Source organism: Pseudidiomarina salinarum, assembly GCF_000753715.1.
GTDB lineage: Bacteria > Pseudomonadota > Gammaproteobacteria > Enterobacterales > Alteromonadaceae > Pseudidiomarina > Pseudidiomarina salinarum.
Genome location: NZ_JPER01000002.1, coordinates 1 through 13,108, shown reverse-complemented (window position 1 = coordinate 13,108; position 13,108 = coordinate 1). Strand labels below are relative to the sequence as shown.

The 13,108-nt window shown below is 54.2% G+C and carries 11 protein-coding genes and 4 tRNA genes; all 15 read left to right on the top strand.

Going from position 1 to position 13,108, the window contains the following annotated elements; genetic code table 11:
* The first annotated feature begins 3 nt into the window (after nt 1-3).
* The 15 genes from IDSA_RS05575 (at nt 4) to IDSA_RS05505 (ending at nt 12,983) form a co-directional block, all read left to right on the top strand.
* Nucleotides 4-1,554: a bifunctional ADP-dependent NAD(P)H-hydrate dehydratase/NAD(P)H-hydrate epimerase gene (locus IDSA_RS05575; protein ID WP_034775086.1), complete on the top strand. Its 1,551-nt coding sequence runs from the start codon at nt 4-6 to the stop codon at nt 1,552-1,554.
* Complete coding sequence (gene tsaE / locus IDSA_RS05570) at nt 1,551-2,030, top strand: tRNA (adenosine(37)-N6)-threonylcarbamoyltransferase complex ATPase subunit type 1 TsaE (RefSeq protein WP_034775084.1); 480 nt, start codon at nt 1,551-1,553, stop codon at nt 2,028-2,030. Before IDSA_RS05575 ends, tsaE begins: the two co-directional genes overlap by 4 nt.
* Nucleotides 2,030-3,349, top strand: a complete 1,320-nt coding sequence (locus IDSA_RS05565) for an N-acetylmuramoyl-L-alanine amidase (protein WP_034775082.1) — start codon at nt 2,030-2,032, stop codon at nt 3,347-3,349. Before tsaE ends, IDSA_RS05565 begins: the two co-directional genes overlap by 1 nt.
* A gap of 8 nt (nt 3,350-3,357) precedes the next feature.
* A complete protein-coding gene (gene mutL / locus IDSA_RS05560) occupies nt 3,358-5,043 on the top strand; it encodes a DNA mismatch repair endonuclease MutL (protein ID WP_034775081.1) in 1,686 nt (561 codons plus the stop codon).
* Nucleotides 5,040-5,999, top strand: coding sequence for a tRNA (adenosine(37)-N6)-dimethylallyltransferase MiaA (miaA, locus tag IDSA_RS05555; RefSeq protein ID WP_034775080.1), 960 nt, complete (start codon nt 5,040-5,042; stop codon nt 5,997-5,999). Before mutL ends, miaA begins: the two co-directional genes overlap by 4 nt.
* 148 nt (nt 6,000-6,147) lie before the next feature.
* Complete coding sequence (gene hfq, locus IDSA_RS05550) at nt 6,148-6,402, top strand: RNA chaperone Hfq (protein WP_034775078.1); 255 nt, start codon at nt 6,148-6,150, stop codon at nt 6,400-6,402.
* A gap of 32 nt (nt 6,403-6,434) precedes the next feature.
* The gene (hflX, locus tag IDSA_RS05545; RefSeq protein WP_034775077.1) at nt 6,435-7,730 is read left to right on the top strand and encodes a ribosome rescue GTPase HflX; all 1,296 of its coding nucleotides are present in this window, start codon (nt 6,435-6,437) and stop codon (nt 7,728-7,730) included.
* 53 nt (nt 7,731-7,783) lie between these two features.
* Complete coding sequence (gene hflK / locus IDSA_RS05540) at nt 7,784-8,956, top strand: FtsH protease activity modulator HflK (protein ID WP_034775076.1); 1,173 nt, start codon at nt 7,784-7,786, stop codon at nt 8,954-8,956.
* A gap of 3 nt (nt 8,957-8,959) precedes the next feature.
* Nucleotides 8,960-9,847, top strand: a complete 888-nt coding sequence (hflC, locus tag IDSA_RS05535) for a protease modulator HflC (RefSeq protein ID WP_034775075.1) — start codon at nt 8,960-8,962, stop codon at nt 9,845-9,847.
* Nucleotides 9,848-9,925: 78 nt separating this feature from the next.
* A complete protein-coding gene (locus IDSA_RS05530) occupies nt 9,926-11,092 on the top strand; it encodes an aminotransferase class V-fold PLP-dependent enzyme (RefSeq protein ID WP_034775074.1) in 1,167 nt (388 codons plus the stop codon).
* Between the two features lie 98 nt (nt 11,093-11,190).
* Nucleotides 11,191-12,489 (top strand): adenylosuccinate synthase, encoded by a 1,299-nt coding sequence (locus tag IDSA_RS05525; RefSeq protein ID WP_034775073.1) that lies wholly within the window; start codon nt 11,191-11,193, stop codon nt 12,487-12,489.
* Nucleotides 12,490-12,578: 89 nt separating this feature from the next.
* Nucleotides 12,579-12,654: transfer RNA gene (locus IDSA_RS05520), tRNA-Thr, on the top strand.
* A gap of 15 nt (nt 12,655-12,669) precedes the next feature.
* Nucleotides 12,670-12,754: transfer RNA gene (locus tag IDSA_RS05515), tRNA-Tyr, on the top strand.
* A 64-nt stretch (nt 12,755-12,818) separates the two neighbouring features.
* Nucleotides 12,819-12,893 (top strand) — tRNA-Gly (locus IDSA_RS05510).
* Nucleotides 12,894-12,907: 14 nt separating this feature from the next.
* Nucleotides 12,908-12,983, top strand: a tRNA-Thr gene (locus IDSA_RS05505).
* The last annotated feature ends 125 nt before the right edge of the window (nt 12,984-13,108 follow it).

Sequence of the window (13,108 nt, the reverse complement as noted above, 5' to 3'; positions counted from 1 at the left end):
CTGATGGCACTAAGCAGGTCGCAGCTTATTTACCGAACCGGGCAGGTGCGCGAGGGCGAACAGGATGCCGCAGCCAGTCTTGATATCAGCGAAAAGCAGCTTATGCAGCGGGCGGCGCAGGCTTGTCTGGAGCATATTCGGCAAGTGCAGCAGCTACCGGCACGGCTACTGATTCTATGTGGGCCGGGTAATAACGGTGGCGACGGCTGGGTACTGGCGCGGCTGGCGCGGGACGCCGGCTATGAAGTGCAAGTCGCCGCTGCGCAGGCATCCAGCGCGCTGGCACAGCAGGCCTGCGAGGTCTGGCGTGACCAGGGTGGTAAAGTGACGGCACTGGCTGAAGTCAGTGAAACCATATTGGCTGGCGCGGACCTTATCGTCGATGCCTTACTTGGCACCGGACTAAGCCGCGATCTCAGCGATGACTATCTGCAGCTCACCCGGCAACTCAATGATTTTTCTGCCTGTCACCGGGCGTATGTGCTGAGCGTGGATTGCCCCACGGGCCTCAATAGCGATACCGGACAACCCATGCCAGTTGCTGTCAAAGCCGATGCAACTATTACTATGGTGGCGCTGAAAGCGGGCCTTGTTACCGGCCAGGCCGCGACTTACTGTGGCGTGCTGGAACTGGCTGAACTGGGTATTGGTGAAGCTTTCCAGCGGCGGCAGCGTCCGGTTGCCACCAGTCTAAATGCCAGGCATGTTAGTGGGCGCTTACAACCCAGGGCCGGGGCTTCTCATAAGGGCCAACATGGCCACGTTCTTATTGTAGGCGGCTACAAAGGCATGTCCGGGGCGGCAATTATGGCTGGCCAGGCGGCTTTACGTTGCGGCGCTGGCAAGGTCAGTGTGCTGACCCATCTTCAGAGTCATCCCATTGTTGCTGGCGCTCAGCCGGAACTTATGGTGCACCCGCTTGATGCTGCTACTGCCGACGACAGCGGCCTTGAGGATTTGCTTAGCCAGGCCGATGTGGTGGTACTTGGCCCGGGGCTCGGCAAAGCTGAATGGGGGCAGTCGTTGTTCGATCAGGTAAGTCGCTGGGAAGGCTGCCTGGTGATGGATGCCGATGCGCTGAATTTGCTCGCGAACGGTAAACAAAAACCGGCTGCTGCAGCTAACTGGCTACTCACACCGCACCCGGGCGAGGCAGGGCGGTTGCTGCGATGCTCCGCAGCTGAAATTGAGCAGGACCGCTATGGCGCAGTGCGTGAGCTGGCGGATAAGTTTAACGCCCAGGTGCTGCTCAAAGGTGCCGGTAGTCTTATTGCGGCACCCGGTGACAGCTTAATTCAGGTTTGCCGGCAGGGCTCACCGGCGCTGGCAACCGGCGGCTCAGGAGATGTACTGAGCGGTATTATTGGTGCCTTGCTGGCGCAACAGATACCTGTGGAAGAGGTATTGGCGATAGCGGCCTGGCTGCATGGCAGCGCGGGTGAACTTGCGGCAAAACAGGGGGAACGTGGTACACTACCGACCGATTTGCTTTATTTTTTACGACGGCTGGTTAACCCCCACCAGCAACTGACCTCGCTTACGGACAACGCATGACTGCAGTAACTTTATTTCTCGCTGATGAAGCGGCATTGTTGGCGGTTGCCTCACGTTTAGCTAAAGCTACTGAGCGGCTGCCGGGCAAAGCTGATGGTGCTGGCCTGACATTTTTTTTGTATGGCGAACTGGGCGCCGGGAAAACCACCTTCAGCCGCGGCTTTATTCAGGAACTTGGGCATCAGGGCAAGGTCAAAAGCCCTACGTACACCCTGGTAGAGAGTTATGATTTGCCCAACTGGCAGGTGCATCATTTTGATCTGTATCGGCTGGCTGATCCTGAAGAGCTTGAATTTATGGGCATTCGTGATTACCTTGGCAACAACAGGATTATTCTGGCTGAGTGGCCGCAACGTGGAAAGGGCTATTTGCCAGACCCGGATATAACGATAAAGATTGATTATGCGGACACCGCAAGGTCAATGACATTAACTGCGCTAACACAACGGGGTCGGGAACTTCTCGATACATTCTGATGCATCGCTGGCTTATGGGAATACTGGCATGCCTCGCCACGCTTACGCTGGCGCCGGTTTACGCCAACAGTATTGAAAACGTTCGGGTCTGGCCCGCGCCGGATAACACCCGCGTGGTTTTTGATCTGTCCGAAACCCCGGCCTTCAGTTACTTCACCTTATATGACACCAAACCCTACCGCCTGGTCATCGATTTCGATAATACCAATCGCAAAATAGACGTCAGTAAAGTGCCAACCGACTCGCTGCTGATTAGCAAGATCCGCCTGAGTACCCCTAAAGATAAGCAAAGCACCCGCATTGTTTTCGAGTTAACCGAAAAAGTAGACCCAACGGTGTTCCCGCTGGCCGCAAATGATCGCTATGGTGAACGGCTGGTGGTGGATCTGCCCGGCCGGTCCATTGCCCGCAGCGCACCGGTATTAAGGGCCAGCGATCTGAAAGAGCGTAAAGTTACCGTGGCTATTGATGCTGGCCATGGCGGTGATGATCCGGGCTCGATTGGCCCTGCCGGTACCTACGAAAAGCATGTGGTATTGAAAATCTCCCGGGCGCTGGCCGATATGATTAATGAAGATCCAGCCATGCAGGCTTATCTGATTCGTTCCGATGATTATTACGTTGGCCTGAAAGCCAGAACCCGTAAAGCTGAGGAAATTAAGGCTGATTTGCTGGTATCGGTTCATGCGGATGCCTTTACCACCCCGCAGCCCCGGGGCGCCTCGGTATGGGTACTGTCAAACCGCCGAGCCAATAACGAAATGGGCCGTTTGCTGGAAGATAAAGAGCGTTTGTCGGATGTGCTTGGCGGGGTTGAGATCAGTATCCAGACCGATGATACCTATGGTTACCTGAACGAAGCGCTGGTATCTATGTCGATGGATCACGCCATGGCCAGTGGCTATGAAGCGGCTGAAGAAATTATCAATGAGATGAAGAAGATAACCCGCATGCACAAGAGTAAGCCGCAACATGCGAGTCTGGCGGTGCTGACTTCCGGTAGTGTGCCATCGATGCTGGTCGAAACCGGCTTTATCTCAAACCCTGAAGAAGAGCGGTTGCTGCTGAGCAATAAATACCAGCAACAGATTGCCCGTGCGGTTTATCATGGGGTCCGCAGTTACTTCACCCGCAAGCCGCCCGACGGAACCTATTTTGCCACCAACCGTGCCAGCAAGCATGTGGTGCGATCAGGCGAATCGCTGTCGGTACTGGCTGAGCGTTATAACACCTCAGTGCAGGCGATTAAAGAGCGCAATAAGTTAAAGAGTACCGTGCTGAAAGTAGGCCAGGTACTCGATATTCCGTCATCCGGATAGGTTAAGCGATGCCAATACACCTTTTGCCCGTCGCCCTGGCGAATCAGATAGCCGCCGGCGAGGTGATCGAGCGTCCCGCATCGGTCGTCAAAGAGCTGGTTGAAAACAGCCTGGATGCCGGAGCTGATCAGATCACCGTTGAAGTGGAGCAGGGAGGTCGCCGACGTATCCGCATTCGCGATAATGGCACCGGCATCGACAAAGCCGAACTGCCGTTGGCGCTAAGTCGCCACGCCACCAGCAAGATAAGCTGCCTGGCTGATCTTGAGGCGATTATGAGCATGGGTTTTCGTGGTGAGGCGCTGGCCAGTATTGCATCGGTTTCGCGGTTACGGCTGACCTCAAAACCTGCCAATCAGAGCGAAGCCTGGGAGGCCTGGGTTGAAGGCCGCGATATGCAGGCGCAGCTGGCGCCAGCCAGCCACCCCGACGGCACCACAGTAGATGTGCAGGATTTATTCTTCAATACGCCGGCCCGCCGCAAGTTTTTACGCACGGATAAAACCGAATTTGGCCACATTGATGAGGTGGTTCGGCGTATTGCGCTCGGCCGCTTCGATATCCGCCTGAATCTGAGCCATAACCAGAAATTAATCCGAAGTTACCCGGCGGCGACCGGTAAAGAGCAGTCACTGAACCGCTTAACCAAAGTCTGTGGTGCGGCTTTTACCGATCATGCCATTTATCTGGAGCAGCAAGCCGGACCGGTGCGTCTGCATGGCTGGATTGCGCCAGCCGCTCATTGCCGTCATCAGGGCGACGTGCAATATTTTTACGTCAATGGCCGCATGATGCGCGACCGGTTATTAGCTCATGCAATCCGCCAGGCCTATGCTGACGAACTTAGCGATGAGCGTAGCCCGACCTTTGTGCTGTACCTGGAGTTACCGCCAACTGATGTTGATGTGAATGTGCATCCGGCCAAGCATGAAGTCCGGTTTCATCAGGCGCGGCAAATTCACGATTTTGTCCTGCAAAGCCTGCGGCCGGTGCTGGCCGGTGCGGCGCGTGCTGAACCGGTGCCAGCTGCGCACCAGTATCAGCCAGCTGCTCCTGGCCTGCGGCAACAGTTACAGGAACTCAAACCTGCAGCGGCAACACCTTTGCCGGGCATCATGGGTGGCATGCCGGCGCCGGCACCAGCGGCAGTTTCTCGCAGTAGCGGTTACCTGGTGCTGCAGGTAGTAGCCGACCGTTTTGCACTGCTCAGTGACCCTGGGGCAAGCGCGCCGCTGGCGCTGCTCGATTTACAGCGTGTTCAGCAACAGCAACTGGCCCGGCAACTGGCGTTGCAGTGGCAGACTGGCCTGGCGGGCCAGCCGTTACTGATTCCGGTACAGGTTACTGATCCGGATGACTGCCAGCGGCTGCGGGCAACGGACAAGCACCGGCTGGCGCGGTTCGGGGTGCAACTGAGTACCAGCGGGCGGCAGCTCATAGTGCAACAGGTCCCCGCGCCACTGCGACAGACCGATGTCAGCCGTACCCTGATGCAACTGGTGAAGTTACTACCGGAGTCAGACGATGAACCGGCCCCAGAACTCTGGACCTGGCTGGCCTTGCAACAGGTCGCCTGCCATTACAGCGCCACCCGCGCTGAGCACTGGCTGCAGGTATGGCGTAATGAACTGGGGCAGCCCGGTGAGCTGCTGTTGCCGGTGCCGCTACCCGATCTACCGGAGCCATTACGATGAATCAGCCCGGCGTCATTTGCCTCTACGGACCCACGGCGGCGGGTAAAACTGGCCTGGCAATTGAGCTGTGCCGGCAGCTACCCTGCGATATTATCTCGGTCGATTCAGCGCTGATCTACCGCGGCATGGATATTGGCACCGCAAAACCGACCGCGGCTGAACTGGCGCAGGCGCCGCACCGGCTGATCGATATCTGCGATCCCGCTGAGAGTTATTCCGCAGCCCAGTTTGCCCGGGACGCGCGCCGTCATATCGACGCTATTATTGAAAAGCGCCGGATCCCGCTGTTGGTGGGTGGCACCATGCTTTATTTTAAGGCGTTGCTGGAAGGGATGTCGCAACTGCCTGAGGCCGATCCGGCCATCCGGCAGCAGTTGCAGGCGTTACTTGATGAGCAGGGCAGTGAGTACCTGCATCGCCAGTTGCAACTGGTTGACCCGGTAAGCGCCGGTCGGATTCATCCCAACGACCCACAACGTCTGATTCGGGCACTGGAAGTATGGCGCAGCAGCGGGCATTCGCTTACTGAATTGTCGCAGCAACGTGAGGGCGCATTACCTTATCCGATCTGGCAACTGGCGGTGGCGCCGCCTGACCGCGCTGTACTCCATGAGCGTATCGCGTTGCGTTTCCAACAAATGATGGAACAAGGGCTGCTGGATGAGGTCAAAGCCTTGCGAGCCCGACCGGATTTATATCTGGATCTGCCCGCACTGCGCTGCGTCGGCTACCGCCAGGTGTGGCAGTATCTCGATGGCGAGTTTGATTATCCCAAAATGATCGATCGGGGGATTTTTGCGACCCGTCAGTTGGCAAAAAGGCAATTGACGTGGTTGCGCAAGTGGCCGGGCGTACACTGGCTGGATAGCGAAGCTGATGACCTGGTGAGCCAGGCACTCGCTTACTGTCAGACGCCGCCAAGGTATTTCGCTGACTGGGCGCACTTGAAAAGCTGAAAAACATCCCTATATGAGTGGTGTGTAAGAAATATTTTGTTAGCAAAGGTGTCAAACAGAATAGCTTGTTCTATAGTTATCAACGATTGACATTGTGCGGATGGAAGTCATGACTGCACTCGAACTATAACAAAAAAAGGAAGCACTTATGGCCAAGGGACAAACGTTACAAGACCCTTTTTTAAACGCGCTGCGTCGCGAACGTGTGCCCGTTGCGATATATCTGGTCAACGGCATTAAGCTGCAGGGGCAAATTGAGTCCTTTGATCAGTTTGTTATTTTATTAAAAAATACCGTTAGTCAGATGGTTTACAAGCATGCCATCTCAACTGTGGTTCCGGCCCGGATTCCGCAGAATTATCTGCCCCAGGCTGAAGCCGACAGCGAAGAGGCAATCGATTAACGACGTGTTAGTTACAGAGGAGTAGTGATAGCTTGTTTGATAGGTTTGAAAGTGGTGAACAGGCTGTCCTGGTACATGTCAATTTCCCGACTGAAATTGATCGGGAAGACCTTTCTGAATTGAAGTTGCTGGTGTCATCAGCCGGGGTCGATACCCTTGGCGTGGTGACGGCGGCCCGCAGTACCCCAAGTTCGCGCTATTTCGTAGGCAGCGGCAAGGCTGAAGAAGTGGCCGAGCATGTTAAAGCCGTGGGTGCGAACCTGGTTATCTTTAACCATAGTTTATCGCCTACCCAGGAACGTAACCTTGAAAAGCTCTGTCAGTGCCGGGTACTCGACCGGACTGGCCTGATCCTGGATATCTTTGCCCAGCGCGCCCGCACCCATGAAGGTAAACTGCAGGTTGAATTAGCTCAGTTGCGGCACTTGTCGACCCGGTTAGTTCGTGGCTGGACGCATTTGGAACGGCAGAAAGGTGGTATTGGTTTACGGGGTCCGGGTGAGACCCAGCTGGAAACTGACCGTCGGTTAATCCGTGGTCGCATCCGCAATATTATGGCCCGTCTGGCCAAAGTTCAGAAACAGCGCGAGCAAGGGCGCCGGGCGCGACAGCGCGCTGAAATTCCGACGGTGTCACTGGTTGGCTATACCAACGCTGGTAAATCCACACTCTTCAACCGGATCACCGAATCCAACGTGTTCGCGGCCGATCAGTTGTTTGCAACCCTGGATCCCACCTTGCGAAAACTTGAACTACCAGATGTTGGTAGTATCATCCTCGCTGATACCGTTGGTTTTATCCGTCATCTTCCGCATGAACTGGTGGCAGCCTTTAAGGCAACCTTGCAGGAAACTCAGGAAGCCGACCTGCTGCTGCATGTCGTGGATATCAGCGATGACCGTCAGGCAGACAACATGCATCAGGTCACTGAAGTACTGAGTGAAATTGGTGCTGATGAAGTGCCGCAACTGTTAGTCTGCAACAAAATTGACGCGCTAGATGATGGCGAAGCACGCATCGATCGCGATGATCTGGGTATGCCCATCCGGGTCTGGCTGTCAGCCCGGCGCGGTGACGGCGTTGAGCTACTGGCAAAGGCCCTGACCGATCGGTTACGCCCGCGGATGGTTAATGTTTCCTTACGGATTCCTCCGTCAATGGGTAAATTACGTGGTAAGCTGTATGCACTGAACAGCGTGACCGGCGAGCAGACCTGTGACGATGGGCAACTGGCTCTGCAGGTAAGAATGTCTGCGGTAGACTGGCAACGGCTATGTAAGCAAGTTGCCACAGAGTATGGCGATAGCCTGCAAGGCTTTGTAGAATAGTCGCTGGACAGTTTTTTTAAGTTTTATATATCAACTCTTAACTGGAGTAATAAATGGCCTGGAATCAACCGGGAAACGGTAATAACAACGACCGTGATCCATGGAAAAATCAGGGTGGCCGCGATCAAGGCCCGCCCGACCTCGACGAAGCAGTGCGTAATTTACTGGGTAAATTAGGCTTTGGTGGCAAAGGTAAGAAATCCGGCGATGGCAAAAGTGGCGGTGGTTTTCCGTCTAAAGGCATCGGCGTTATTGCGGTAATTCTTGTTGCCGTCTGGTTCATTGCCGGTTTTTATACGGTAAAAGAAGCGGAACGTGGCGTTGTACTTCGGTTCGGTCAATATCATGATCTGGTTGAGTCCGGTTTACATTGGCGGCCAGTCTTTATCGACAGCGTTGAAGCAGTGAACGTTAGTAACGTTCAGCAGTTTCAATCTGAAGGTTTCATGCTGACGCAGGACGAAAACGTGGTACGGGTTGAGCTCGACGTACAGTACCGTGTGGTGAATCCGCGTGATTACCTGTATGCCGTCGAAAATGCTGACCGCAGTCTGGCCCAGGCGACCGACAGTGCGCTTCGTTATGTAGTGGGTCATACCACCATGGACGAAGTCCTGACCGTTGGTCGTGAAAGCGTGCGCGCCAATACCCTGCAATTACTTGAGACTATGGTTGCCCCGTATCAGTTAGGTATCCAGATTGTCGACATTAACTTGCTGCCAGCGCGGCCACCGGAAGCAGTAAAAGACGCTTTCGATGATGCGATCTCGGCACAGGAAGATGAGCAACGTTTCATTCGTGAAGCTGAAGCTTATGCCCGTCAGGTTGAACCGCTGGCTCGTGGTCAGGTTCGCCGGGTATTACAGGAAGCCCAGGCTTATCGTGAACAGACAATTCTGAAGGCTCAGGGTGAAGTGGCCCGTTTCGAGCAATTGTTACCGCAATACCGCGCTGCACCTGGTGTGACCCGTGAGCGTCTGTATCTGGAGACGCTGGAAGGCATCTATCAGAACACCAGCAAAGTTATGGTTGATGTTGAAGGTAGCAACAATATGTTGTACCTGCCGCTTGATAAAATCATGGAGCGTCAGCGTAACCAGTCTTCTGCCGGTGGTGCCAGTGAATCCATGTCGAAAGGCAGTGGATCCTCATCAGGTAACAACCAGACTTCATCAGATTCTGCCAGCGGCCGCAGCAGCGACCGCACCAGCAGTGGCAGGGGGTAAAGTATGAAAAATTTAATCGCGATTTTAGTCATTATTGCGTTGGCACTTGGGGTGTCCTCACTATTCGTAGTGAAGGAAGGCCAACGGGCTATCGTAGTACAGTTCGGTAAGGTTCAGCGGGATGCTGAAACCGGCGAGCCGACGGTATTTAAACCAGGTCTGCATTTTAAACTGCCCTTTATTGAGCAGGTAAAACGCCTTGATGCCCGCTTTAAAACCCTGGATGGCGACCCGGATCGTTTTATCACCAGCGAGAAAAAAGATCTGATCGTTGATACCTATGTGAAATGGCGTATCTCGGATTTTGCTACTTATTATCTGTCGACCAACGGCGGTAATCAGCAGCAGGCTGAAGCCCTGTTAACCCGCCGGGTAAGCAGTGGTTTGCGCGCTGAATTCGGTAACCGTACGATTAAAGAAATCGTTTCCGGCGAGCGTGACGATCTGATGCGTGAAGCGCTGATTCGTGGCGCTGACAGTGCCCGCGAACTGGGTATCGAAGTTATCGATGTGCGGGTAATGCAAATCAACCTGCCAAACGAAGTCAGTCAGTCGATATTCCAGCGGATGCGTGCTGAACGGCAGGCGGTGGCTACTGAGCATCGCTCAGAAGGTCGCGAGCAGGCTGAGTTTATCCGTGCCGACGTTGATGCCCGGGTAACCGTTATGTTAGCTGACGCAGAGCGTGAGTCGCGTGAAATCCGCGGTGAAGGTGATGCAGAAGCGGCTGGTATCTATTCCAATGCTTATAGCCAGGATACTGAGTTCTATGCCTTTATCCGTAGCTTAGAAGCCTACAAGGCAAGTTTTGCCGGCGGCAACGACGTGTTGGTACTTGATCCAAGCAGTGATTTCTTCCGTTACCTGAAAGACATCAGCGGCAAGGAATAACAACTACAGGGCCCACCGGATGGTAGTAACCGGTGGGCTTTTTTCCCGAACTCCCCCATTTTTATTACCAGGTCTTTTATGTCCTATAAACAGCACTACAGCCAGTTTATTGCTAAGCATCCCGACCGTTTGCATTGTTCTCCGCACAGCCATCATTACTGGCCGGACGTTACCCGTCAGGCACAGCTGGACTATTGGGACGATAGCGCGCGTGGCGTGGATCATAAATGGGATGAGATCTTCGGCAACCGTATTCCCGCGGTGCAGGGCCACCTTGCTAAGCTACTGAACTATCCGCGACCAGAGCAAATTGTTTTCGCCGGTAATACCCATGAACTGCTGTACCGGGTAATGAGTTGTTTTGCGCCCGATAAGCCATTACATATTCTTACCACTGACAGCGAGTTCTACAGCTTTTCACGCCAGCTCAGACGGCTGACGGAACGGCCTCAGGTTAAGGTAAGTATGATTGCCGTTGGGCCCTTTGCCAGCTTTGAAGAGCGCTGGCGCGAAGCGCTTCGCACCGCGGATTACCAGCTGATATTTACCAGTCAGGTGTTTTTTAATTCGGGACTGGTGGCACCAGCGGTCGACAGCTGGATTGACCTGGTACCGGAACAGACCCAGGTCGTGGTTGATGGCTATCATGGTTGTGGCGCCATTCCCACCGACTTATCCGCAGTAGCGGACCGGATTTTTTATCTGGCCGGATCCTATAAATACCTGCAGGCTGGTGAAGGCTGCTGCTTTATGCTGGTGCCGCATCAGTGTCGCCTGCGGCCCGAATACACCGGCTGGTTCGCCGACTTTGCCAGCCTTGCCAAACCACAGGACGGTCGGGTGGAATACGCTAGCGATGGCCTGCGCTTTGCTGGCGCTACCATGGATTATTCCGCGCTGTACCGGCTACAGGCAGTACTGCAGTGGTGGGATGAAGACAATCTCACGGTGGCGCAAATCCACAGCTACGTGCAACAGTTACAGCGGGAATTCCTGGCGATTATTGACGCCAGCGAACATTCGCAGCTAAATCGCGATAGCTTGCTGATGGCCGATGAAAATCATCATGGCCATTTCCTGACCTTTGAGCTGGCTAGTGCTGAGGCGGTCTCCGCCCTCGCCGCTGAGCTGGCGGAAGCCGGAATTGAGGCCGATTATCGCGGTAACCGGCTACGCTTCGGATTCGCGTTATATCACGAATCCGCAGACTACGAGCGGCTGAAAAAAGCCCTGGCAGCCCCTTGATCGGGCTACCTTCAGGCGCAAATACCTGCTAGAATCGCGCCTGTTTTTTCAGCAGCACCTGTCATTCACTACAGTCATAGACATCTGGTATCAGCATCATGGGTAAAAACGTCGTAATTCTCGGCACACAATGGGGTGACGAAGGTAAAGGCAAGATCGTTGACTTGCTTACCGATAAAGCATCACTGGTGGTTCGCTATCAGGGCGGTCACAACGCTGGTCACACTTTAGTTATCGACGGCGAAAAGACCGTTTTGCATTTGATTCCGTCGGGGATCCTGCGTGAGAACGTAAAATGCATTATAGGTAACGGCGTGGTTTTATCCCCCGAAGCGCTGATGGAAGAAATCGCTATGCTGGAAAAGCGTGGCGTTCCTGTGCGCGAGCGCTTGCTAATCAGTGAAGCCTGTCCCTTGATTCTGCCTTACCATGTGGCGTTGGATAAAGCCCGCGAAATCGCGCGCGGCGACAAAGCTATAGGCACCACCGGCCGCGGTATTGGCCCGGCTTATGAAGACAAGGTGGCGCGTCGCGGTCTGCGCGTGGGCGACCTGTTTAATTTTACGCGTTTCGAAGAAAAACTGCGTGAAGTGGTCGAATTCCATAACTTTACCCTGGTCAACTACTATAAAGTTGACGCGGTAGACGTTGAAGAAGTACTCGAGTACTGCCGTAAGATCGCCGGTGAACTGAAAGATATGATTGCCGATGTGCCATCGATGCTGGATGACGCGCGGAAGTCTGGCCAGAACCTGATGTTCGAGGGCGCCCAGGGCACCCTGCTGGATATCGACCATGGCACCTACCCTTATGTAACCTCATCGAATACCACAGCTGGCGGTGTCTCCACCGGCGCCGGTTTTGGCCCGCGTTATATTGATTATGTGCTGGGTATCGTCAAAGCCTATACCACACGTGTGGGTAGTGGCCCGTTTCCGACGGAACTGGATTGTGAAGTTGGTGAACACTTAGGCGTCAAAGGCCACGAATTCGGCGCGACCACCGGCCGTAAACGCCGTACCGGCTGGTTTGACGCAGTAGCCGCCCGGCGGGCAGTTCAAATTAACTCCGTCAGTGGCTTCTGCCTGACCAAGCTGGACGTATTGGATGGCCTGAAAGAGCTTAAGATCTGTGTCGGCTATCGCAAGCCTGATGGCACGGTGACGGACTATCCGCCATTAGCGGCGGAAGATTACGATAGTGTCGAGCCGGTTTATGAAAGCATGCCAGGCTGGGAAGATAACACCGTTGGCGTAACCCGCCATCAGGATTTGCCGACCGCGGCGCTGGCTTATATTAAGCGGATTGAAGTGTTAACCGGCGTACCTGTTGATATTATTTCAACCGGGCCGGATCGGGTTGAGACTATTATTTTACGGCATCCGTTCGCAATTTAAGCAAACGGCGGCGAATTGCCAAAAAAAATGCCATTTTCTATTGCATCCGTAAAATCGGTACAATACAATGCGCTCCACCTAACCGGGGTGCCGGCATAGCTCAGTTGGTAGAGCAACTGACTTGTAATCAGTAGGTCCCGAGTTCGACTCTTGGTGCCGGCACCAACTCAAAATTTGTCTGGAGGGGTTCCCGAGCGGTCAAAGGGATCAGACTGTAAATCTGACGGCTCAGCCTTCGCAGGTTCGAATCCTGCCCCCTCCACCAATTTGCATTGTGGTTTTAATGCGGCGAGTACCGAATGGTTTGAGGTGGCCCCGAATCAAGGCTTGCGGGTATCGTATAATGGCTATTACCTCAGCCTTCCAAGCTGATGATGTGGGTTCGATTCCCACTACCCGCTCCAAATAATCTGAAAGTGCTGATATAGCTCAGTTGGTAGAGCGCACCCTTGGTAAGGGTGAGGTCGGCGGTTCGAATCCGCCTATCAGCACCATTTCTTTTTCGGCCATTCCTCTTCTGTTCATCTTTCGGTTAGCAACTGAATTATTGGTGTTTAACCACCGTAAGTTGTCAAAAGAGAGGCTGTTATGTCTAAAGAAAAATTTAATCGCGTCAAAC